At 45.5% G+C, this 21,932-nt stretch carries 29 protein-coding genes; all 29 read right to left on the bottom strand.

Annotation, left to right across the window (positions count from 1 at the left end):
* Positions 1-366 precede the first annotated feature (366 nt).
* Complete coding sequence (locus ACO0LF_RS19370; RefSeq protein WP_423016939.1) at positions 367-786, bottom strand: hypothetical protein; 420 nt, start codon at positions 784-786, stop codon at positions 367-369.
* 320 nt (positions 787-1,106) lie between these two features.
* Positions 1,107-1,655, bottom strand: coding sequence for a hypothetical protein (locus tag ACO0LF_RS19365; protein WP_423016937.1), 549 nt, complete (start codon positions 1,653-1,655; stop codon positions 1,107-1,109).
* Between the two features lie 369 nt (positions 1,656-2,024).
* On the bottom strand, positions 2,025-2,390 hold the full coding sequence (locus ACO0LF_RS19360) for a hypothetical protein (RefSeq protein ID WP_423016935.1): 366 nt from the start codon (positions 2,388-2,390) through the stop codon (positions 2,025-2,027).
* Positions 2,391-2,915: 525 nt separating this feature from the next.
* Entirely contained in the window at positions 2,916-3,341 is a 426-nt protein-coding gene (locus ACO0LF_RS19355; protein WP_423016933.1) for a hypothetical protein, read from the bottom strand.
* Positions 3,342-3,521: 180 nt separating this feature from the next.
* Positions 3,522-3,854, bottom strand: coding sequence for a hypothetical protein (locus ACO0LF_RS19350; RefSeq protein WP_423016931.1), 333 nt, complete (start codon positions 3,852-3,854; stop codon positions 3,522-3,524).
* 243 nt (positions 3,855-4,097) lie between these two features.
* Complete coding sequence (locus tag ACO0LF_RS19345) at positions 4,098-4,511, bottom strand: hypothetical protein (RefSeq protein WP_423016929.1); 414 nt, start codon at positions 4,509-4,511, stop codon at positions 4,098-4,100.
* Positions 4,496-5,977, bottom strand: coding sequence for a hypothetical protein (locus ACO0LF_RS19340; protein ID WP_423016927.1), 1,482 nt, complete (start codon positions 5,975-5,977; stop codon positions 4,496-4,498). The genes ACO0LF_RS19345 and ACO0LF_RS19340 overlap by 16 nt, the downstream gene beginning before the upstream one ends.
* Before the next feature lie 319 nt (positions 5,978-6,296).
* The gene (locus ACO0LF_RS19335; protein ID WP_423016925.1) at positions 6,297-6,743 is read right to left on the bottom strand and encodes a hypothetical protein; all 447 of its coding nucleotides are present in this window, start codon (positions 6,741-6,743) and stop codon (positions 6,297-6,299) included.
* On the bottom strand, positions 6,740-7,885 hold the full coding sequence (locus tag ACO0LF_RS19330) for a hypothetical protein (protein ID WP_423016923.1): 1,146 nt from the start codon (positions 7,883-7,885) through the stop codon (positions 6,740-6,742). Before ACO0LF_RS19330 ends, ACO0LF_RS19335 begins: the two co-directional genes overlap by 4 nt.
* A gap of 141 nt (positions 7,886-8,026) precedes the next feature.
* The gene (locus ACO0LF_RS19325) at positions 8,027-8,272 is read right to left on the bottom strand and encodes a hypothetical protein (RefSeq protein ID WP_423016921.1); all 246 of its coding nucleotides are present in this window, start codon (positions 8,270-8,272) and stop codon (positions 8,027-8,029) included.
* A 75-nt stretch (positions 8,273-8,347) separates the two neighbouring features.
* Complete coding sequence (locus tag ACO0LF_RS19320; RefSeq protein ID WP_423016919.1) at positions 8,348-8,770, bottom strand: hypothetical protein; 423 nt, start codon at positions 8,768-8,770, stop codon at positions 8,348-8,350.
* A complete protein-coding gene (locus ACO0LF_RS19315) occupies positions 8,763-9,245 on the bottom strand; it encodes a glycoside hydrolase family 108 protein (protein ID WP_423016917.1) in 483 nt (160 codons plus the stop codon). The genes ACO0LF_RS19320 and ACO0LF_RS19315 overlap by 8 nt, the downstream gene beginning before the upstream one ends.
* A complete protein-coding gene (locus ACO0LF_RS19310) occupies positions 9,238-9,513 on the bottom strand; it encodes a hypothetical protein (RefSeq protein ID WP_423016915.1) in 276 nt (91 codons plus the stop codon). Before ACO0LF_RS19310 ends, ACO0LF_RS19315 begins: the two co-directional genes overlap by 8 nt.
* Positions 9,514-9,847: 334 nt before the next feature.
* Positions 9,848-10,306 (bottom strand): hypothetical protein, encoded by a 459-nt coding sequence (locus tag ACO0LF_RS19305; RefSeq protein WP_423016913.1) that lies wholly within the window; start codon positions 10,304-10,306, stop codon positions 9,848-9,850.
* Positions 10,307-10,318: 12 nt separating this feature from the next.
* On the bottom strand, positions 10,319-11,911 hold the full coding sequence (locus tag ACO0LF_RS19300) for a hypothetical protein (RefSeq protein WP_423016911.1): 1,593 nt from the start codon (positions 11,909-11,911) through the stop codon (positions 10,319-10,321).
* Positions 11,896-12,474 carry an aspartyl/asparaginyl beta-hydroxylase domain-containing protein gene (locus ACO0LF_RS19295; RefSeq protein WP_423016909.1) on the bottom strand — a complete coding sequence of 193 codons (579 nt, stop codon included), beginning with the start codon at positions 12,472-12,474 and terminating at the stop codon, positions 11,896-11,898. The genes ACO0LF_RS19300 and ACO0LF_RS19295 overlap by 16 nt, the downstream gene beginning before the upstream one ends.
* Positions 12,471-12,785 (bottom strand): hypothetical protein, encoded by a 315-nt coding sequence (locus ACO0LF_RS19290; RefSeq protein WP_423016907.1) that lies wholly within the window; start codon positions 12,783-12,785, stop codon positions 12,471-12,473. Before ACO0LF_RS19290 ends, ACO0LF_RS19295 begins: the two co-directional genes overlap by 4 nt.
* A complete protein-coding gene (locus tag ACO0LF_RS19285; protein WP_423016906.1) occupies positions 12,782-13,033 on the bottom strand; it encodes a hypothetical protein in 252 nt (83 codons plus the stop codon). The genes ACO0LF_RS19290 and ACO0LF_RS19285 overlap by 4 nt, the downstream gene beginning before the upstream one ends.
* A gap of 3 nt (positions 13,034-13,036) precedes the next feature.
* On the bottom strand, positions 13,037-13,315 hold the full coding sequence (locus ACO0LF_RS19280; protein ID WP_423016904.1) for a hypothetical protein: 279 nt from the start codon (positions 13,313-13,315) through the stop codon (positions 13,037-13,039).
* Positions 13,309-14,859, bottom strand: coding sequence for a hypothetical protein (locus tag ACO0LF_RS19275; RefSeq protein WP_423016902.1), 1,551 nt, complete (start codon positions 14,857-14,859; stop codon positions 13,309-13,311). The genes ACO0LF_RS19280 and ACO0LF_RS19275 overlap by 7 nt, the downstream gene beginning before the upstream one ends.
* On the bottom strand, positions 14,846-16,309 hold the full coding sequence (locus ACO0LF_RS19270; RefSeq protein WP_423016900.1) for a hypothetical protein: 1,464 nt from the start codon (positions 16,307-16,309) through the stop codon (positions 14,846-14,848). Before ACO0LF_RS19270 ends, ACO0LF_RS19275 begins: the two co-directional genes overlap by 14 nt.
* Before the next feature lie 151 nt (positions 16,310-16,460).
* A complete protein-coding gene (locus ACO0LF_RS19265) occupies positions 16,461-16,988 on the bottom strand; it encodes a hypothetical protein (RefSeq protein ID WP_423016898.1) in 528 nt (175 codons plus the stop codon).
* A gap of 344 nt (positions 16,989-17,332) precedes the next feature.
* Positions 17,333-17,746, bottom strand: a complete 414-nt coding sequence (locus ACO0LF_RS19260) for a hypothetical protein (RefSeq protein ID WP_423016896.1) — start codon at positions 17,744-17,746, stop codon at positions 17,333-17,335.
* Positions 17,747-17,755: 9 nt separating this feature from the next.
* Positions 17,756-18,535 carry a hypothetical protein gene (locus tag ACO0LF_RS19255; RefSeq protein WP_423016894.1) on the bottom strand — a complete coding sequence of 260 codons (780 nt, stop codon included), beginning with the start codon at positions 18,533-18,535 and terminating at the stop codon, positions 17,756-17,758.
* On the bottom strand, positions 18,535-19,143 hold the full coding sequence (locus ACO0LF_RS19250) for a phage adaptor protein (RefSeq protein ID WP_423016892.1): 609 nt from the start codon (positions 19,141-19,143) through the stop codon (positions 18,535-18,537). Before ACO0LF_RS19250 ends, ACO0LF_RS19255 begins: the two co-directional genes overlap by 1 nt.
* Positions 19,140-19,424 carry a hypothetical protein gene (locus ACO0LF_RS19245; RefSeq protein WP_423016890.1) on the bottom strand — a complete coding sequence of 95 codons (285 nt, stop codon included), beginning with the start codon at positions 19,422-19,424 and terminating at the stop codon, positions 19,140-19,142. The genes ACO0LF_RS19250 and ACO0LF_RS19245 overlap by 4 nt, the downstream gene beginning before the upstream one ends.
* Entirely contained in the window at positions 19,424-19,729 is a 306-nt protein-coding gene (locus ACO0LF_RS19240; protein ID WP_423016889.1) for a hypothetical protein, read from the bottom strand. The genes ACO0LF_RS19245 and ACO0LF_RS19240 overlap by 1 nt, the downstream gene beginning before the upstream one ends.
* Positions 19,730-19,845: 116 nt before the next feature.
* Positions 19,846-20,769 carry a DUF5309 domain-containing protein gene (locus tag ACO0LF_RS19235; protein WP_423016887.1) on the bottom strand — a complete coding sequence of 308 codons (924 nt, stop codon included), beginning with the start codon at positions 20,767-20,769 and terminating at the stop codon, positions 19,846-19,848.
* Positions 20,770-20,793: 24 nt separating this feature from the next.
* Complete coding sequence (locus ACO0LF_RS19230; RefSeq protein ID WP_423016885.1) at positions 20,794-21,774, bottom strand: hypothetical protein; 981 nt, start codon at positions 21,772-21,774, stop codon at positions 20,794-20,796.
* Positions 21,775-21,932: the final 158 nt, after the last annotated feature.

Genomic DNA, 21,932 nt, shown 5'->3' with positions numbered 1-21,932 from the left:
CTTTATCACTTGCCACTGTACGCCTCTGTAATAACCAGTATGCAAAGTGGTCTTCACGCCGCTCACATCACGAAGCAGTATCCCTGGCGCATTTGCAGTCATTTGACCAGCCCTCAAAACCTCTGCATTGTTCCAATCTGGCGGGGCTATAGTATGTATGTTCGGCGATTTCGCTGCTGACAAAGCATATGATTAGATTTTTTTAATAATGCAAATGCTGAATATACCAGCACTTATTTTTATGTAGTACGCCACAGTGTATTGGTCCGCCCTGAGGGGGCTCATTCAAGTGTGATCAAGAAAAATTTATCCCGTCAGTGAGCGGTGTTTTTCATTTTACATACAAGTCAGAGGATTTCCATTCCTTCAAGAAGAGATGCTAATGTTGGCAGAAATTAAATCTTCTTTCCATCTTTCAACGACAATGCCGTAAATATTTTCAAAGAAAGCTCTTGGATCATCAATACGCCAAGCTGATGGCAAGTAAATAGTCTCGGCAGCGTCATGATCTGGTTGAAATATCCCAGAAAAATCGAAATCTTTATTGTGCAACGCATCCTTTAGCACGCGAACCAATTCAATTTTATGAGCAGGAGTGAGCGCTAAAATTCCTCCACAAAAAAAATAACGCTCAAATAACTCTTCCAATTGTCCTTGTTCATTTGGATCAAACTGATTGAGTTCCTCGCCCAAAGTTTCCTCTCTGTCATATGCATCAAAACAGTTCAAGAAGTCTTTCGGCTCAACAATAAAATCTGCGCTGCTGTTAACATGCTTTAGTTTCATAATTTTTTACCAGGGTGGTATTGTCACCGCAGTAGTTGAGAACGATAAAATACAGAAATGAAGCTAGCATCTTCTGTCGACGTGAGATCGCAAAAAAGGTAACGATACTAGCTGAGAACGTGTTTTTGAATGCAGGTTTAATCAAGAAGTGAGTGAATAGAAATCAGAAATACAGACCTCATCACGATATTTATTTTTGATGACAATTACGATAAAGAGTAAGCGCCAGAAGCTGGTCAGGCGACTACCTTATTTATTGGTATATACTGAATCACAAACTAGAAATTGCCTATGCATGGACTGAAAATAGGCACGAAACATCACACTTCCGCCCCTAGCCATGATTTCACTGGCTGAATATCGAATTCTTCATAACTCTTTTTGTCGATATCCACTATCATATTTTTGAGATAGGCTTCAAGCGCTGAGAACTTAACCCAAAAATGAATCGGTTGCCCATCTTTATCAAGTCTTGAGAAATCTGGCTTGCTTTTGTATTTTAATAGTATAGGCACGTCTCTGTATTTCCAGACGGGTGTCTGATGTATCAAACACCAAACACCGTCCTCGTGTACTTCTACAGGAATATGGTAGTTTGCACGGACTGTATCATGGCCAGTTCTATGAAGAAAAAATAATCCCAGCTCACCACTATAACTCGGCAATTCCCTCCATCCAGCTTTACCACAGCCCTGGACTTCCAATTGCTCATGCCCGAAGCTAAAATAACGATGCCTGAACAAATATTTAGTTCTGTAGACAGTCCCCAGCTCCAGAATACTCTCGTTGTTCCCCACATGTGGAAGCCTCGCGAGTACGAGATCATTGTATTTGAGCAAACTCATGAAAGAATTAATAAATAGAAACATTAATCTTGCTCCTACAAAATACGAATATTTGCTTTAAAAGGCATACTTTATACCAGCCGTTACATACACTCCATTTTTTTCCATGTTAGCTTTTTTCAACTTTATTCAAGATAAAAAAACTTAGCTTATTCTTTCCAAGGTGTGGCGCCTGAGTCAATCATTTTGGGAATATACTTCAAGAGTGTACCTGAATTTTCAGGAATCGGTAGTCCCAAGCTTGCCGGATATGTTGCGCAATTATATGGAGGTTGACCAACGCCTCCAGGCTTAAATGAATAAGGAAATTCAGGTAACGGCACTCCAACGCCACGTGAATTATGGAGCTGTTGTGCCAATTCCAATTGCGGACGCGTGATCGGCAAATCCAGTTTATATACCTTGAATATCCTGGTCGAATTTATTACCCGACGCGCTAAATTCATAACGGTCAAAATCACCATCATGATAATCCGCTTTTTTTGCTTGCAGAAAATTCGATTTCGTCAAATCAGTTAAATCAGATATCGCGCCTATTGATCCAAGGCGACTCGCTGTATCCGCTCTGAAACGTGCCATGTCCTGACCATAACCAAAATCCATATCAATGCCACGAGCAAATGGTGGTGGCACTGACCTGAGTTCAAGATCATCACTGCCAATACTCCATGGAGAATAACTTTCATTCGCTCGTACACCTGATGCATCGATGAGATATGGAAGTCCATCATCGCCAAAAATTCTTTGGAAATTTGCCATTGTTTTTTCCTTATAAAATGAAATTGCAATACCTGTCCTTTTTGGACCTATGTATAGCTATCAATACAGCGTTAATTTTTGATAAAAAAAAGAGGCTACCCAAGCTCGGGTAGCCTCTTTCTGGTCTTACTTTGAAAATACTTTAACTAGCCAGGTCGTTTGAAAGGCGCGACCAGGTCATTAGATAGGCCGCAGGCAAAAGGCCGGGCTTGCTCACTCTTTGCTGCCACACTCAGGATTGTGGCAGTGAAATTACGTATACTCAGGGTCACCTTGCCAATGTCAGCTGTCGCTGAGATCAGGGTCTCAATGCCAAGTATCAGCTTCTTGATTTAGTCTCTGTGTTCAACCAGAAAAATGATGACTTGCGATATGGTTGCAGCAATTTGCAACATGGGCTTGTCTTTAAAACTGCCATTCACTATCTGCCGTCATCGACATAAGCAGTCGCGAAATGAGGTTAAGACGTGATAGCGAAGTTACCTAGGAGTTGTTATTTCTTTTTGAAGTATCTCTAAATTAACCTCAATCGAATTCAGTCAAGACCAATGTACAGTATCCTAAAGAAAAAAATTCTTCTTTCCATTTATCTCTGACAATATGGTAGATGTTTTTAAAAAATTGCCTTGGATTTTCAATTTTCCACTCTGAAGGCAAATAAATTGAATTGAAATCTGCATGATCACATAGCAAGGATGAAAAATCATATTCCCTGTCTTTTAGCGCCACTTCTAGTGCCTTAAATGCTTGCACTTTGTTTTCCTTGCTTAGATCGTTACTAGATCCGAAATAATATTTATTGAAAAGCTCCGTCAAATCCTCCAACTTATTTGGGTCATAACGATTAAGCTCAGGATCAAACGTCTCTTCTCTGTCATAAACGTCAAAACCTACCAAAAAACCATTTATAGGAAATACGAGACCATTAGTATTACTGTCTTTAGAATCCATCGTTTTATCACTCAATTGGAAATACCGTAAATAGTACTTCGAAATTTCTGTCGAAGTTAACTCGCCAATTGTCGAGCTTTGGAGTAAATATTGTATTCCCCCGGTGTTACAGTGTTAGGCATAGACCCACGTCCAGTTGTCTCTCGAAATTTGCCGAAAACAACCGCGCCAGGCATAAATTTAGCCTCTCGACATTTCTTCCGTCACCCACATCAATGCTACACAGGCCAACAACATCTCGGGATTGAAGACTGTACATTCAGGTGCTGTCTGCATCCTGGTTCTAGATACCCATTTTTTTGGCGAGCTCGTCAGTTCATAAACTTCATTCGGATGCCCAACATGTCTGATCACCCAACAGACATCTTTTCCATGGTCACTTGCTCTTTTTTCCCATCCGAAATCATAAGCATCCTGGTCGGAATAAAAGCCTGTTTGGATGAAAAGAAATTTCTTTTTGAATTTAAATTCTGTCGTCCCAAATCGAAAGTAGGAGCTGGCATCTGTAGACATAATGAATTGGTCACCTTTACGGATCTACAGTCTTTGCTCGTTCCAGATAAACTCAAAGGAACTAACATCAAATGAATCAGATATGCATTCCAATTTACCATTAAAAAATGATGTTCTACCCAGTTCAATCCACATTATGATGCCTCAGTTTATTGTTTACGTTTTCTTAGTTCCAGAGACAGACCAAAGCCTGGCAAAGCCTTCGAAGTAAACTCAAAATTTCTGAAATCTATAATTATAAAATTATTTTCTTTCAAGATAATGCAGGTGCTGTATCACCCAACGTCGTTTGGCATTCACAAATGTAGCACGCCATCTTGAATGTCTTCGTCCCCAGGGCATTTCATCAAGATCATCTTCATACTCAAACCATACATTTGTTCCATCGTGCCCCATTTCAACGACAGTCTCTGGAGGCCATTCAGCATCAGCCGAAGTAAAAAGCAGTAAATGAGACCACAGGCTTAATTTTAATGGTAAAGGTAGCCAGTTCTTAGCATCAGGAATAAATCTCTCAATAGCAACTCTAATTTGTTTCTCATCATAGGCAGCATCAGAATCGAAAGGCAAATACCGCAAACGATATAGCCTGCCATCTTCTGAGCTGCATGAAAATTCATTTGGAAATAATTGATAAGTTTTTATTTCTTCAGCCATCTATATACCTTTCCACCAAAATATTTGCCATTTTCACTGCCCAAATAACCGCCAATTGCTCCGCCTAATATACCGCCACTAATCGCTACCCAACCAGGGGGCGTCGCGGCCAATGCCCCAACACCCAAAACACCAAGACCTGTTCCCAAGGCCGAGCCACCAGCCCCGCCGAGAATCCCTCCTGTTTCCTGAGCAACCACCTGCCCTTTTAATGGTTCTGGCGCGTCATATACATTCTTGCCAGCTGTATATAAACCCAAACCGGTCCCAACAACCCCACCTGTTTTACCAAACATTTGTAAGTATTTAATTGATCCCCTGCTTGAGCCTGATTTTTCGGCAACTGTTTTTGCAAGATCAAATGGATCCGAATGTTTGGGGCGACACTTGTCAAAATACTGTTCTGGTGTCAAAGACTTGTCTATCATATCAGACATTCTGGCTCCGCCCCAAGACAGCTTTTCTCTAGTTTCCAGTCGGATTTTTGAACGTGCATCCGACGCATTGTAAGCGGCAGCATTGGCAGCCTCAATATCATTAGCAAGCGTCGCTGCCTTGACTAAGGCGACCGATTTATTCGCATTTTCAGCAATTGCTTTTTTATACTGATCACGCTGCAGGGCATCCCAAATTCCTACCAAACCTTGTCCTGCAGTTTGGGGGGAACTGGGAGCCGAAACAGGCATTTTTTGTGTATTAGAAATAACCTGATCGTCAAAACCAGCCAAATTGCCCGAAAGGTAGATAGGAAAATATGGTTTACCTTTCGATAAATTGTATTGATGTCCGATGTCATCAAGTTTTGAATAATTGCGACTCTGCTCTGCAATTTTCGCTTTAACGTAATTTGGATCAGCATCCCTCTCTGCCTGCGATGCTTTCCACAACTCGCCATTGGTCAATGGATCACTTTGTGCAGCTTTTGTGCGTTTTAGAAACGCTTTGGCATTCTTAGCGCAATAATCCTGAATTTGATCCGAGCTGACATCAAGTTGATGCAGCCTGTCCGTGCTTGGGCTGTTTATTATGGTATTCGCATCCAACTCATGCGGGCTGTCCATGCCGTTCAGATTGGCATACTGAATCAACTCACCAGCACTTGGTGTATAGCCATAGTTCTTCCTGAACAGCGCTGTCATGGTATCGCCGGAACGACTCAGGTCTCGCTTGTCGAAGGCATTAGTTTCATATCCAGATTTTTCCGAGCGCAGAAAATTGGATCTGACTAGTTCAGCATCATCATCTATCGCTCCCCAGTCTGGCAAAGCGACAGGGACTGATGCATTATTATTGGCAGAGTTAAATAAGCCATAGGCAAAATTACGCTGTGCTTCTGCATAGCCAGGCAGTATTGCTGAGCCCAGCCTGGCATTGTTCAGCATATTTAAAGAAGTACCATCGCCAGTTTGCAATTCGTTATACAGGTCAGAAAAGTCAGTATCATCTTCATAAATTTTGTAAGCCATGTTTTCCTCTTGTTGCCGCTTGCGGCATGCGCTTGCCTTTCGCAGGGCGATTTAGGTGATATATGCCAACAGAGCAGGCGTGCATCGTCCTGCCTGCTGGCATCCATTTTTTAACCGTAGGTTAGGGAGTTAGTGTTCTGAGAAGCTGAGGTGTGCGAGGGTCAATTGAAGAGCTGGCTGTTAACCTCAGTCACTGCCATTGCATGGCAGACTTGGTCAGGCTGCTAGCTTTGTTGCAGCAACGAGGTCATTGAACAGGCGCCAGGCTTGTTCAATTTTCGTTTTCTCATTTCGGCTGATGGCAATGCTTTTTGTATGTTCAGGATTTTGCATTCAATTGCAATATTGCCGCTGGATTATATGTAATTTTTTTGATTACTTTCCCAAGTTTTGATGGCTGCTTAAAATCGGGTTTTCCATCAATGATAGGTGGCCCCTCATCTTCAGTAAAAGTGATGACCAACAGATCTTCCTTTTCCCATATGGCTTTGACGCTCAGCCCACGAGACAATAAAGTAAATTGATCTAACTTGAATTCTTTTCCATCTCTATTTGAAACGAAAATTTTTACATATTTTTCATTCAGATCGAACCATTGATCAACCAGAGACATGTGAACATAGCTGTGGTAGATCCAATCATCACCGTCAGATTTTGAACCAGCTGGGAAATAAAAATGCTGTCCAACATAGTGAGTGCCTCTGCATGAGGTGATTAAAAAAATCAAAGCAATCAATACACATTTACGTAAGAGAACCAATTTCATCGACGTTTACCTCCGTTAGTCTGAGTATCAACCCATTGCCGTGCTTCATTTATAACTCTTTTGACAGTCTCGGTAGCATCGTCATCTATATCGAGACGTCCGTTTGGCGCCCCAGGATACGGAGCCCCAGCATATTTAAAAGCGTCTTCCAGGTCATTGTGACAGTCATTCACCCAAGGGAACCACAATCCTCCATTCCAACCTGGGTAATTTTGGATACGATTCATAAATTCACGGGCAGTCATTCCATCGGGAATAGTAACACTATGATAAGGATTTTTAAAGCCATATCCTCCAGGCCCTTTCGTGATGCCAAAAAGACCGTCTCGACCTTTTTGTTGTCCCGTTTCAGGGCTGCCCACGTATGCATGATTTAATCCAGGTATCCCGAAAGCATCGCTGGAATAAACATTTACAGTTGCAGGTAAACTTGCACTCTCATTGCCAAGCTGCGTCGTATTTTGCTGAATTGAGGGCGTACTCCTGATCGCAAGTAAGCCCCCAGGTATTGTTTCATTTGATTTTGATGTACTGAAATCTATTCCAGATGAAAAATTATTTTTTCCATTACCTAGAGCATTTTGTGCGAGAGAATAAAAAGGAATTGAATCAACATTCAAATTGCCATTTTTAATGTTATCAAGGAAGTTGTCACTTATTCGCTTTGTATTTCTACTTTCAGTTTTTTGAGGAACGACTAATACAGATCGAAGCGGACTACGCTTGCTGCCCAAGTTGGCATATTGATTCAATTCACCGGAGCTTGGTGTATACCCAAACTCCTTCTTAAACTGTGCTTTTATCTCATCACCAGCGTCCTTCCCGTAAGATTCACGCTGGTCAATATCTTGATAATTTGTTTTTTCTGGGCTCAAAAAAGTTAATTTCGACAAATCACCAGAAGCTTCTACCGCATCAATGGATAACGGGCGTCTCGCCTGCATATCTCCGAAGCTGGTCATGCCCTGCTTATAAACATCTTTCGTATCAGCGTTGGCAGCAAACGACAGTGGTTCTGAGCCAAGCTCAAGATCATCGCCAACAGTACTCCATGGCAAGTGGTCGACATTAAATCCATCACCAGATGTATCAATGAGATATGGAAGCCCGTCGTTACCATAAATTCTTTGAAGATTTGCCATTATTTTTCCTTAAAAAATTGAATCTCACTGCGTTTTTACCAAAACGTCTGCATCGTTATCGGCAAGATTCAGTAACGCGGGCATTGAAAAAGAGCTTATCCAAAACAGATAAGCTCCTTTCAGTGCGTTGTAAGTGCTCTATTAAGCAGCTCGTTTAGTCGCTGCAACCAGATCATTAAACAAACCGCTAACGAAGGGCCATGCCTGTTCAATTTGAGTTTCGACATTCAAGCTGGTAGCAATAAAATTACGAACAATCAAGGCTTTACTGCTTCCAGGTGTAGTGGGTATCAGACCTTCTATATCCAATATCAGTTTTTTGATCTGATCTTTGTGCTCAGCCAGAAAGGCGATGATTTGCAAGAGGGTGGTCGCTATTTGCAGCATGGTGCTGTCCTTTAGATTTGGCATTGATGGGTGATGGTGACGCCGTTGATGGACTTGAGGTAGTCGCGGGCCATGTCAGCCACGGAATGTGGTGTCGAGCCCGGCAAAGGGGTTGTCGCTATCTGTGATTGAGGGTTGAAGCTGGTGCTGCACTTCGCTTGTTGCCACAACTGCCGGTATTGCTGGCATGCTGCCGCTGAAGCTATGATCTTCGATTGGAGCATGCTGGCTGATTTTTGCTGGCAATAGCCCGGTTCGCTTAGAAGTAATAATGGGGAGCACGACGCCAACAAGGGTGACAATGCCAACAGCCAGACCATTGAGTTGCTCTGGCGTGATGGCAATAGAGATACCGAAAGCATCGCCACATTGCGCCAGCGCGCCCAGCGCAGCAGCCAGGGCAGCAACGGAAATACCGCCGTTTTTCCAGAGTTCGACATTGCTAACCTCGTTGCCTTTGCGAAAAAGATTGATGATGGCGTTGATTTTTTCAAACATGATCTGTCTCCCATAAAACATTGTTTGCCAGGCGATTGACCCAACCTGCACCGAAAGTCGGCCAGTTGGATAATTTGGTATAGAACTGTATGCGGTGAGCCAGCATGCGCCTGGCTAGTTTGTCGGCATTGATTTTTCCAACAGTTGCCAGGGTGATAGGTCCAACGACGCCGTCTTCAGCTACGCCAAGAGCACGCTGTAGTAATCTTGCTGCCGTACCTGCGCCGCAATTAATTGCACAGTCAAAAAATTCGAAGGCAACAGCTAACGGTAATTGGTCCAGCTGATTGGCATCCCAAAAATCGCGTTTGTAGAGTGCCTTGGCTTGCTCTGCCGTAAGTGCTGCAATATCGAGCTTGGGGTAACTTCGTTGACTGATACCAAACCGCGTGAGTTTGCCGGCGTCCAAGGGATGATTACTGGTGCCACCTTCATTTTTCAGTATGGGACTAATGCAAAGGTCAAAATTATTCATGGTGATGTTCCTTCCATCGTTGTTCTGCTTCTTGTCTTTCTATTTCTGCGGTTTTCAGGCTGACCCAGCGCTGGCGCAATAGGATGAGTGAAATGGCGATACCAATGACCATCGAAGCTATTGACAGATAGCCTTGTATTTCGGCAATCGACGTCAGGGGCGCGATTGCAGTGGTAATTGCTGGCACGGCCAGTGCAGTTTTCGGGTTGTTGGTGATCGCCTCTGCCACCTGGCTGGCGGCAGTTTCGGCGTGATCAGGTATTTTCATGTAAGGATTCCTTTACGCGATTTACTGTACAAATTTGATGCTGATTTTTTGTTGATTTGGAGATAAGGTGTAAATGGCGATTAATAAATGGCCGATGCGACATACAGATAAATTCAGGTCAATGAGAGCTGAATTTCATTCAATTTTTAATCGAATTTTTATACCAGGATTGACGATGCATGTGGAGCCCATCAAAAGTAAAAAACCCGCCGAAGCGGGTTAAATTTTTAGATATCACAGTTGCGCGAGAATACGGCGCGAACAGGGTTGGATTATTTTTTCTATGAAATTCCATTTCATGCAACGCATAGAATGGAATTTGGTATTATTAACTTCAACGAAGAAACAAAGGTGAATCAGCGTTATCTGATGTTCCTATCTCGCCAGGATCACTGACAGAGTATTGCAAATCTGTGAAATATCCTCGGCCACTAAGAAATGGCTTAGTAGGATCTCCTTGCAAGGCTCGTCGCCACGGATCAAGATTGTTTGGTGATGTAAGCCCTGACGTTGGCTGATTTGTCAACTGTGAGATTGAATCACGCATCGCCGACATGGGTATTTTTCCATTTTCAAAAGCCATTCTTCTTCGCAATATATTTTGTTGCAGTTGTCGGTCTTTTGCATTCTGCAAAGTTTGCTGATAGCTTTGCATTGCCCCTCCCACAGCCTGTCCTAATGAGACTGGTATACGAGATGGGCCTCCAGCTTGCAACAGGGTCATAGCTGCAGCTATTTGCGCTTGAGATTGCGGATCATCGTTACCACCTGAAAACATGTCTAGTAAGCCCATATCAAACCCTTATTAATAAATGCTAGTCAAATCAGCCGGGCTAAGACCTTGATTATTCATTAAATCTGCATTGTTGCTTAAGAATTTCCCATATCCATTACTTCCTAAGTCACTGTTAAATTGCTTGAATAATTGCGCCCCAGCCAAAGCCCCACCAAGAATATTTGCCCCTTGATTCTGATAAAGAGGTGCGCTAGATACAGAACTACTATTGGCACCTATATAGGGAGCCAATAGAGCATTGATTTTGCCAGCCTGATTTATCAAATAATCGTTAGCATTTTGCGCCTGGTTATAGGCATTATTTTGCACACTACCAAGCAGCCCCGCACCCGTTGCCCTGTTCTGACTATTCAATTGATGCGTGTTGAATTGCATGCCAGTGTTGTATTGATTGGCCTGTTGCTGGTTCGCCAGGTTTTGCATGTTAATTTGTTGGCGATTTCCCAGATTTTGCAAATTCATCTGCTGATTTCCTTGGTAGTTTGTCGAATTTGCCTGCTGCTGGAATTGCGAGTTCTGCATCAAGGTGCTCAATTGACCTTGGTAAGCTTGCTGTTGTGCTTGATTTGTTGAGTTGGCATTGAATTGATTACCCTGATTAATCATGCCAGCATTGGCAAGATTGACTTGGTTTGTAGCGGCAGCATTCGCGCCGGATACTCCATATTGCTGACCTGATAGCCCCATGGCTGCGGATAATTGGTTTTGGCGGTCTTGCGCATATTGCTGGGATTGTGCCTGTACCGCGGCATCCGTCTGATTTTGTCCGACTTGCGATAAAGCTCGCGTCAAATTACGTGTCAGCGAATCAGCTGCCTTGCCTTCCGCCAGGCCCTGTCTTGAGCCGCCATATTGGCCATTAACGATGGCGTCGCCTCGAATGGACGGCAGCAAATCTTGCTTGAAACTGGTCAGCATGTCATCCTTGAGATTCTGGAAGTTTGCTGAACTTTGATTCAAGCCTTTTTGAATTGCGCCAGCGAGGTAGGGGTTATTTCCCAGATCGCCATTAATGATATTACCCAGAGCAGGATTCAAGTTCAAATCATTTTGACTTGGTGCATTGATCTGTGCCGCAGGTGCTGCCGTAAAGACACGCGCCTGTTCGGCATTGTAGCCATTTGGCGCATAGCCTTGCGCCGCCATCATTGGATTGGTAAAGATACCCTGTGCAGCGTAGCCCTGGGCGGCATTCATCTGCGGTGCTGAAAATGGATCATTCATCAATCCCAGCGACGCCATACGTTGCTGCCCGAAATCATATGCGCTATTCGCACCGACGTAGTTATCGGCAGCAGTACCAGATAACTGCAGGCCAAGATTTTGAGGTTTATCAAGCAAACCCTGGTAGCGTGACAACAAGCCTTGAGTCGGTTGATTATAGTCAGACTCAGCATAGGTTGGATTGCCGTTTTCATCCATGCCAGTTGGTTTGGCACCCGCTTTTAAAGTTTTTTCCCCAGATCCAAACAGCATGGCGGCAATGCGCGGATCGAGTTGTTGTTGTTGAGTTTGTGTCTGTTGCTGAGATGAGCTATTTCTATCGTTCATAATCCCACTTACAAAAGCACCACCTACCGCAGCTACTACTGACCAAGGCATATATTCTCCTTATGCGACCTTATGCATATGATCAAAGCAATTCGATCGCGTTTTGAATTGTTGATTACCCAATGAGGTCGGCGATTACTGAACCAATACACTTCACCTAGCGAAGGCTCAATGACACCGTCCTCAAAACCAAATATTGCGCCTTCATCATTCTGTATTGGAATGTAATATTTTTCATAATATTCTGCATGCCAACCTGAATCTACATGAGACTCTATACGACCACCAGGTGGAATTTTAGTAATCAGAATGCCACCCAGACGTTCACCTTCAACATGAGACATCAGCCAATTTACAATTGGTCTGATTTGAGGTATTGCCGATGCTTCAGGATACCAAACAGAGTCATGCACATCGTTGAATTTATCCTGATCTTTCTGCAAATTGTCATAGGCATTGTAACGTACCCATATATCAGTCATTTGTAGATGAGGTGAAGCATATGAATCGGATCTGAATGTGCGTTTACCAAACAATTCAGGCTGGCGAATAAGTGACATTTGCAATGGCAATATGTTTATTCTTTCGGCGATTTTTATAAAATTCTTACTCATGAGGCAATGACTACCTTATCAATTTTTTCAACATCAACTTCATCAGTCTCATGTACGCAAAACCAGGTAATTTCATCGACAGCCAGCACTTCATGCTCCTGTCCTTCCTTGATCAAGATGAAGGCAGGAGCGACATACTCTGTTTCTACGTCGCCAACCTTAACTATTGCTATGCCACGATAAAGCATGCTTATATGGTCGTATTTATGTTTATGTGTCACTGCAAAGTGGCCCGCTGGAAGATGCATTTCCTTAGCATATAGCCCTGCAGAAAAATGGTGTTTTATAAGAAGATCGATATCCATGTTCATACTGACATAGCCCTCATAAATTTTTTCATTACTGCTTGTTTATCTTCCGGTGTTTTGTCTGGTGCATTTTGAATTGCTTGCGATATTTTTTTGAAAAAAATCGCCTTTTCTTCATCTGACGCATTTTTCATCTGCTTTATTACTCGCATCACATGCGGCGGAATGCTGTCGTGCATAGCATTTTTTTGCCTTTGGCTTAACAAGCCAATGCCTGCTGGCGCTTGCTTACTTCCAAGTAAATTACTCATTTTTTATCCTAAAAATACCCAGGTTGATGTTCCGCCCTTATAGTAATAAATCCCAACTCCAGCCCCCGGATTCCACAATACGCCATCTGCATAGCGAATATCGCCGTCCCTGGGCTTGGTCGGAGCAGCCATTGTTTTTTCAAGATGCCCCAAGCCTATCAAACCAATAGCAGTCGATATTTTTTGCAGTTCAGACATAAAAAAACGCTGCAATTCAGCAGCGTCTGTTGGTAATGCTCCGGGAGCATAATTAGCATTTCCAAGATTAGCTGCTTTCACCATGCTCCCACCGTTTCCACATCAAAATCGAAGGAGTCAAGTCGCCATTGAAATGAAGTGCCAGTAGAAAATTTCACTGCAATATATCGTCCCGAAACAAATAGATCGCTTGCCACGCTTGAGCCTATTGTGTACACCACATCCGTGTAGGTCGGATCTGCATACGGCGAGGTCGCAGAACCTACACTGATGATCACGGTTTGCCCAGTATTGCCGGATATCCTGGCTCTGATGCCTTTGATGCATTTGATGCTTTCCGGCGTATCAAACGATAGCCCGCGACGTTCAAGAAAGGCTGCTGGTATACTGCCATTGAAACTTGCAGAGGCATCCAGCATATACAGCTTCATATCACTGGATGCCATCAGGACGCGGGCAGAATCCGGGGTATAATCCGGCCCATTCCAGCAGGTCAAATCAGAATCCCATGAATCAGAGTCTTGCGACCAGGCCCCTCCCAGATCAGTTGACACTGAACCATAACTAGCATGGTTAATACCCGGTAAATCACGGAATGAAACTGTTTTATCGACGAAGTTATATACCATGGCCTTATCACATGCCGTTGCACCTATGGATGGATAAGCCAGATAAATTTCATTCAGGAAGGGGTTCTTAAAACAAAATACCAAGCCCCGGTTTGCCACATCAATATTTTGAAAGAATGATCTGCGTGTCTGTTTATCCAATACCGATGTCGCTGATTGTCCATCATGCACAATGACGTCCGAACCTGTAGCAACAAAGTGCCAGCCATCAAACTCTACTGCACAGTTACGGTTCAACATGCCAGACATGCCCATTATTTTTGAGAACCTGAATACTGATTGCCCACCAACATAATCCATTCTATGAGTAGAATTTTCGGTGTAGATGATGAAGGAATCTCGCAATGACAAACCATCCACGATAGGGCTTATGGCTTCGGCAAGATCAGTCTCACCGGCATCTTTGGTGGTATCTGCAGCATCCCATGTGGATGGAAATGCGCCAGGGTCAGCAGGATGTGACCATTTCACCAAGAAAGGTTTGTTTACTCCAGCGACAGTCGCATTCAAAGCCACCAAAAAATTCTTATAAGTTCGAAGTGACTTGCAATAGGTATTGGCTGGCCAGTTGACCAGGTCAATAAACTTGTTCGCCACATTCAAGTCCCAGGTCATCGGTACTTTGGAGGTGTCACCTGTATTTATCACAGGCAAGCCAGATAACAAGGCATGCGTCCACTGGTTCACGACGCCTGTGCGTGGTGTCGCATGCGTGATATCGGTATGTATCACGGAACCAGCGGAATAAGTCGCAGCATAGGTCTTCGAGGCAGACAGATATATCCAATACCGATTCCCGGATATAGTCACAGCAAACACATATTGCGGAATCACGGCAGGCGAGTTATACACTTCTCCATGGCCATAGAACTGATAGGCATACCCATCCAGAAAGCGAATGTTTCTCGCATCAGTCCAGGCATTGATAGGCAGTTCGTGCTGTGACAAATCTTTATTGACACCATACTGCCCGACTTGTTGTACTTTAACGAGAGCCATATGCGCTTAACAATCCATAGCGATTTTGATTTGCCGGCTGCTGTTGGCCTTGATTCAAAAGGCCTCTGAGCTGCTGAAAGTTGTTTTGAAATCCCTGGTATTGCATGCCATATGGATTCTGCTGATTTTGTTGAGCCTGCATGCCATAAGGGTTTTGTTGATATTGCAGGAATGGATTTTGAAAATTGCTGTTCTGCCCACCATATCTATAAGGATTTTGTTGGCCTTGTTGAGATTGTTGGCCTTGTTGAGATTGTTGGCCTTGTTGAGATTGTTGGCCTTGTTGAAATTGCTGGCCTTGTTGAGATTGCTGACCTTGTTGAGATTGCTGATTTCCTTGCGCTGTCCAAGCTCCCTGGTTCCCCCAATAATCCTGCCCCCTGGATTGCCTGGGACTAGCCCAATCCATATTCACGGACTGGTTATAGGAGTTCTCTTGCTGGAATGGCTGTATATAAGGGTTTTGTTGTTGCTGCTGCGCCTGTGGTGTTTGCTGCTGATTTAAAGGAGATTCCAGTCCAGCCATGCCATATGCCTGACGCATATTCATCAATTGCTGCTGCGCGGTGTTGTAAGAACCATTATTGTAAACTTTCGCATACATTTGATGTTCTTCATCAATCCCACCTAGTTGTTGCAATTGCTGAGGTGTCAATTGGGACATTTGCTGACGCAAGTATTCTTGTTGCGCCGGATTCATGGCCTGCGCTTCTGCAATACGCTTCTGCATATCAAGCAAAGAATCGCTGGAATACGTACCAGAAGAAGCTACGCTGTCAAATGGCTTGATTGCCATTTGCTTTTGACGATTTGCAGCCGCCGTCGCCAATTCGGATTGCATGCGCATTGCAGCAAGCTTTTGCTCATAATCGGGCCGGCTACTTGCACCAGGCATGCCAAGATCCCCCGCCTGGTAAGGCCCGCCAATATTGCCCAACGCCGCCATTCTTGCATTCTGGGCCGCCAGATATTCTGCAGTTGGCATACCATTGGTTGAGTCAAGTCTCAACCCGGCATTAGCTGTCTCTGCAGGAGTAGATGCTTTGGTCTGAGAAACGGTGGTTGCCGGATTTTGAATATTGCCCGAACCTACACCTTTACCGCTAACCATATTCTGCGCAGCAGCAACCTGGAAAGCGGTACGTGCAGATTCCAAACCCTTACTTTTGATCTCATTATTCCAATAATCAATCCCATCCCGATCGCCAACTTTGCCAAATGGCGTGTAAAAATCAGCGGCAGTGGTGCCGCCGCTATTACCGGTACCCGGTTCTGGAATATTCCCGACACCCCGGCCAGAGATGATATTTTCGCTTGCCGCCTGGTAAAAATTACGCTGGGCCACCTCTGCCCCCTTGGCGGCAATTTCCCTGTTCCAGTAATCGACACCCGTTTGATCTCCGGTACGGCCAAATTGCTTGTACCAATCTGCTGCGTTTATGTCTGCCATGATTTACCTCATTCTATCCGCGGTTTAGTGAATACATGACCATCCCAATAGTCTCCAATAGAGACACTGTCTTCGCATGGAATATATCCTGTAACCATTCCTAACACTATATTGACTACGATACCGTCTTTGATTTCTGCGCTTTTCATATTTACCACCAGTAAATGATTACAAGACCGTCCCCGCCTTTGCCTGTAACGGCTCCTGCTGTACCATCAACACCACCACCGCCGCCACCAGGAAAACCTCCATCTACAGCATTCATACCAGCACTGAACGCCCCCCTTCCACCCCAACCTCCTCCACCTTGCAGCGTATGAGATATGCCATTCTGAGCTGGCATGTTACCTGAACCACCCTGAAAATATTGGCCTGAAGCCCCGCCATTCGCTTGATAACCACCGCCACCACCACAACCAAAAATACTGCCGCCTCCTTGATTCACACCACCGCCACCACCACCCCATACAGCATTCCCCGGTGCCATTGCCCCCGACGACAATCCATGCGCGCCACCATAATCGGATGAGGCATTTGCGTTTGTGCCACCAGACACTCCCGTTCCGCCTATTGTCGGATTTCCACCAATACTACCAGAGCCAGCACTGGCAATCCCACCACCGCCAGCGCCCCCCCCTCCCCCTCCCGCGCCACCAAAAGCTTCAGCTAAGAATCCCAATGCTAAGCTACCAACTGAAGATTTCCCACCGCCATTTCCCGATATATAGTTTCCAGGTGAAGTCACCGCAGTTCCACCGGCCCCAACAACAATTGAAATATTTGCTCCTGGTCTGAGTGATAAGGAGGTGAAAAACTGCCTATTTCTTGCTCCACCTCCACCGCCACCTGAACCTGAAGCAGAACTTGCTGTATACCCTCCGCCGCCACTACCGCCGCCACCAAATACATCGATAATAAAATTTTGCGCTTGTGGCAATATAAAATTTCCAGAGGTTTTGAATATTTGAAAATTTGGTGACCGCAATGGCGCGCTTGGAAATCCTGGAAAACCTGAAGACATAATTAATAATCCCCCATATGCACCCGCACGCGCCAGCCAGCTGCTACGGTAGTACCGATAGTGGCATATAGCGTATAACCAGCAGGAATAGCACGATTCATTGGAATTACGATTTTCGTCTGACTTGCGACCTCGCTCAACACAGTGGCCGGCAGACTGATTTCTTCCCATAAAATATTATTGGCTGCGATCGTTGTAGCAGAGCCGTTATTGAGGAAAATTCTTAATACAGATGCAGTATTTGTACCTGTTGGTAAGGCCTCAACACTCTCTACAAATGCGCCATTGGGTCCTGCTGGCAAAGAAATTTGTGTGGTTGTACCCGTGCCGTCTTTGTTAATATTGGCCGTTGTGATTAGGTTTGATATCAAGACCCTGGGTATCAACGGAAAAACGGGTGAAATGTTTGCTGCCATACTTGCTCCTTAAAAATTATTGTATAAATACAGCACGCTTGCTGAGTTTGTTCCCCAACTCGCATTGCTCCCATCTGTCGTCAACACCTTGCCCGCATTTCCTGTTTGTCCTGGCAATATAGGAGAGAAAGCCTGTGCAACAACAAAGGCGCAAGTTGCTACTTCATTGTTTGCTGTACCTGCTGCCCTGGTTGCAGCGGTAATTGTTGTAGCAGTAAAATCCTGAGCGCCTGTCCATGCCTGGCCAGCGACGTTACCCTTGGCTGACATACCAGGTCCGGTCAGGTTGCCAGACACGGCCAAATCACCTGTGACCAGCTGATTGCCAACCATCGTCAAATTGTCCGTCATGGTTTGATTGCCAGTTTTCAGCAAAGTCTCAGATCCCGCGATGATGACGAAATTTGTACCGTCATACATCAACAACAATGGCTGGTTGGCGACAAGGTCACCAGACGTAGGATCTGCGCCCAGCAAAGTCTTGACCGATTTCGCACCAAGGCCAGACACATTCACTGTCAAAGCACCAGTACCCGCGTTGACTGGCCGATACAACAGTAACAGCCCGGTTGTGTAAGCCAACAAGGCAGTGACCGGATTCAAGACATGCGCAGTAGCCGTACCTGTTTCTGCGGAGGTAATAATCACCGCGCCAGTAAAGCCGGCGAAGCATTCCTTCAGTACCGTTTTCAGCATGCGTATATGGTCATCGCCCTGGGATTTAGGATCAGATGCCGTTGGATTCGTGACCGTCAGATCATTGATATAGCTTGCAGTTTCCAATGCCATTATTTAGCCCTCACTTGCATGGTTGAACCTGAATACCAGTCTATGGAATTGATGGCATCCACACTTTGCAAATACAGTTTTTCAAAAGTAGGAATGCGCGCATCGTTCATGATGAAAGGCTGGGCTGCACATAAGGCAGCGTACAGGTACACGTTGGGAAAAGCTGCCAGCAACCAGTTCGTCGTATTGATGATCGACAAGGCTGGTATACGTTGCTGATAAGTCAATTCCAGTTGATAAGCTGCATCCGGTATGGGGGCGAGTTGCAATTGCTGGCCTATGACAGAAAACGCTACTGGCCTGCCAGTTGCAGCATCTGCATGGTCAGCACTGAGCTGATCCGGTGAAGAGTAGCGCAGCACTGTCACTGGGTCACTGCGTAAAATAAGCCTTCTCATTTCCAGCATATCAAGCGGCAAGTTCGCATAGGCATTACCCGCTACTGTCAGCAGATTGCTGCGTATATCCATGGGTCGTGCCACAATATCCGATGACATCCTGGCTTCAGCCAGAGCAATAAAGTCAGCAATAAACGGCGTAAGATCAGTACGATGCAACCAGCTACTCACCGCTGTTTGTAAACTTGCATAGTCAGTGATGGCGCTCATATCCGGCCTCCCCACACACGAAATGCAGACAGCGCTGGATCAGCCAGCATGCTCTTTACATGCACGGCTTCTGCCATAAATTCCTGGAAGCTGATTCCTTTGTCATTCAGATATTTCTCTACGATCACCATAGGAAAAGACGCTGCATGCCGCATATCAGTCGAACCATGCCTTCCTTCCTTGTGCAAAGCTTGAGTATGCTCAGCAATGGCCGAGCAATCCTGGATACGCTCAAACGTGACATCACCACCTTCTACATGGATATTGGTCGTGACTGCCATTACATATTCTCCAGCGGAGAAACCTGTACCACGCCTGCAGCAGACACTTGTATTGCAGCGATCCTGTCGTTGCCATTCACACTCAGGATGACGGCATCACCTGGCTGTACCTGCAAATCCGTGCCCAAGGCAGTTGCAGATGATTTGCCAAGGCGCACGCAAGCTGGCGCAGTCGCCGCGACACGGATAAAACGCGGCAATTCACCGCTGGACATTGTTGGAATAGTTGCAGATGCAGACGTACCCGAAGTGGCGATTGCCACTCCGGTGGTCTGACTCGACACGGTGATATATCCACCATTCATAAAAACCCCCTGCGCTTCACAGCGTTTTAATTCAATTGAAAAAGACGGGGCTTGCACCCGCCAGCTTTTTTTATGCCGCCATCAAAAACGATGACGGCATTTTCCAACGTTAAGAATTACAAGGCGTCGTAGATCGCACCATGCGCTTTTGGTGCTCTGCATTCCAGCGTGTATTCCACCACCAGTTCGCGCTGCACTGCATCGCCTGTCGTCGCCAGTTCGATCGTGCTGAATGGACGCAAATAAGCCAGTGCCAGTTTATCAGCCTGCAAGACAAACACATCACGCGCTGCCTGGAAGCGATTTGGCACCACCTTCAAGGAACCAAAGTCGGATACATACACATCAATCGCCGCATACAGTTTCGCATCTTCCGACTTGTCAAAGCGTGTAGCATTGCCACTGAATGTAGAGAAAGTCTGTTTCTGTGCTGGGCCAACCATGATAGTGTCAGGCTCGCCACCTGCGCTATAGCATTTTTGCAAAACATTCTTCAACTGCGCTTCAGTAAATGCACGTGGTGTACCGACAGTACGGCCAGTATTGCCGGTGTATGATGCCAAAGTACCGGCATTATTATCGACGTTATCAACCACCCAGCCGATCAGACCACGTGCCTGGCGTGGTGAAGTTGCAGCAACATCGAGTTGACACAGGGCCGACTCCATATCACGTTTCAATTCCAGCGAAGCCATGGACAACTGATAAGCCAGTTCATCCTTGCGGCCTGCCGGGTTCATCGCTTGCTGGGTACCAGAGACGATCACGGTCTTTGATGCAATCTGCGTACGATTACTCAGGCGCACAGTTGGCGTCACACTCTTGGCCGTAGCATTGTCACCCTCCGCTTGTGCATTGGTCGTGACTGCACTGGCCAGATCCTGCGTTTGCCATTCATGTAAAGTGTTGCTGGCCTTGGCCTTGGCAGCCATATTCATCAAAGGTGTAGTGGTAGGTGAAATGCGATAAATAATATCGCTGAGATCTTCCTTATTACCAATTGCGCTGGTCGTTACATAGGTATTGCTTGGTGCTGTCATAGATTTCTCCGGGGTCTCACGACCTTAAATAAATTTTGCAAAAAGGGAAGCTGCGTCTTCAACCCTGCCAGATTTGGCAAGACGCTGCATGGCAGCCTGACGACCATCACCGCCGGGTGATTCGCCCACACCCGGTCTGACTACCTTTTGCGGTATGCTCGTCACACGTTTGGCCGCCGCATTGGCTTTAGACATCATGGCGTCGTACAGCATGGCTTTACGCCCTAGTAAAACTGCCTTGTGGTCAGCAATACTGTCCACCAATTGATGCTCAAAACCTTGCTCAAGTAAATAACGACGAATGGCATTACTTTCAGCCTCAGCCTTTCTGCTGTCTTTCCAGTCCGGTAGCTTGGCAAGAAGTTCTTCTTGCTGCGTATGGAGCACAGACTCCAGATGCTGCGCCTGCTCAGCCTGGGCAATATGCGCCAGGTGTTGTTGTTGCTGAATATTTTTCTGATAGGCCGCTTGTCTCCTTTGATAGAGGTGCTGCTGTTTCAGATATTCTGCGGGGTTATTCTCCAGCAAGTGTTCCCAGTCTATCTGCTGTTGCTGGCTCAAGGCGCCTTCAATTTGTACCGCCATCTTTTGCAGATTGCTGGCATATTCCTGGCGTTCCTGGGTGGCACGCTGGATTTCAGCGTCAGCAGCCTTGCGCTGCTCAGCCACTTCCATGGTCTTTCTGGTGTAGTCGGATTGACGCAAGCCATTTTTATAGGCATCTGCCAGCTCTGCCCTGGACAAATTGACGGTCTTGCCATCGACTACAATGGTGACCGCCTCATCGTCCCCGGCATACAAGTCCTGTTCTGTGTCCTCAATGGCTGGTTCGGCAGACACGCTATCATTCCTGTCTCTCCGACCACTCAGGTCATCCAGTACTTCCTTCTCCAAAGCCTGGGCACTTTTTTCATGTGCCTGCGGTTCCAGAAAAGCGCCCATGGCTTGTGCTGCACCATCTACATTCAAAGCACTACTTGTGGGTTCAGTTGCCTGATTATCCATATTCCATCTCCAATCAATGAATGGGACTTCCACCCATTCCCGGCGCCTCGCGGCGTTAAGATTTATCCGGCAGAAAAGCCGCTGCTGCGGCCATCCAGTGCGCCGGACCGTTAAAAGTGAACTATATCAGTTGAAAGCAGGGTGCCTGTCACGTGCGC

Origin of the sequence: Undibacterium sp. Di27W (assembly GCF_049340345.1) — a bacterium.
Taxonomy (GTDB): Bacteria; Pseudomonadota; Gammaproteobacteria; order Burkholderiales; family Burkholderiaceae_D; genus Undibacterium.
This window is presented reverse-complemented; position numbering and strand designations above follow the sequence as displayed.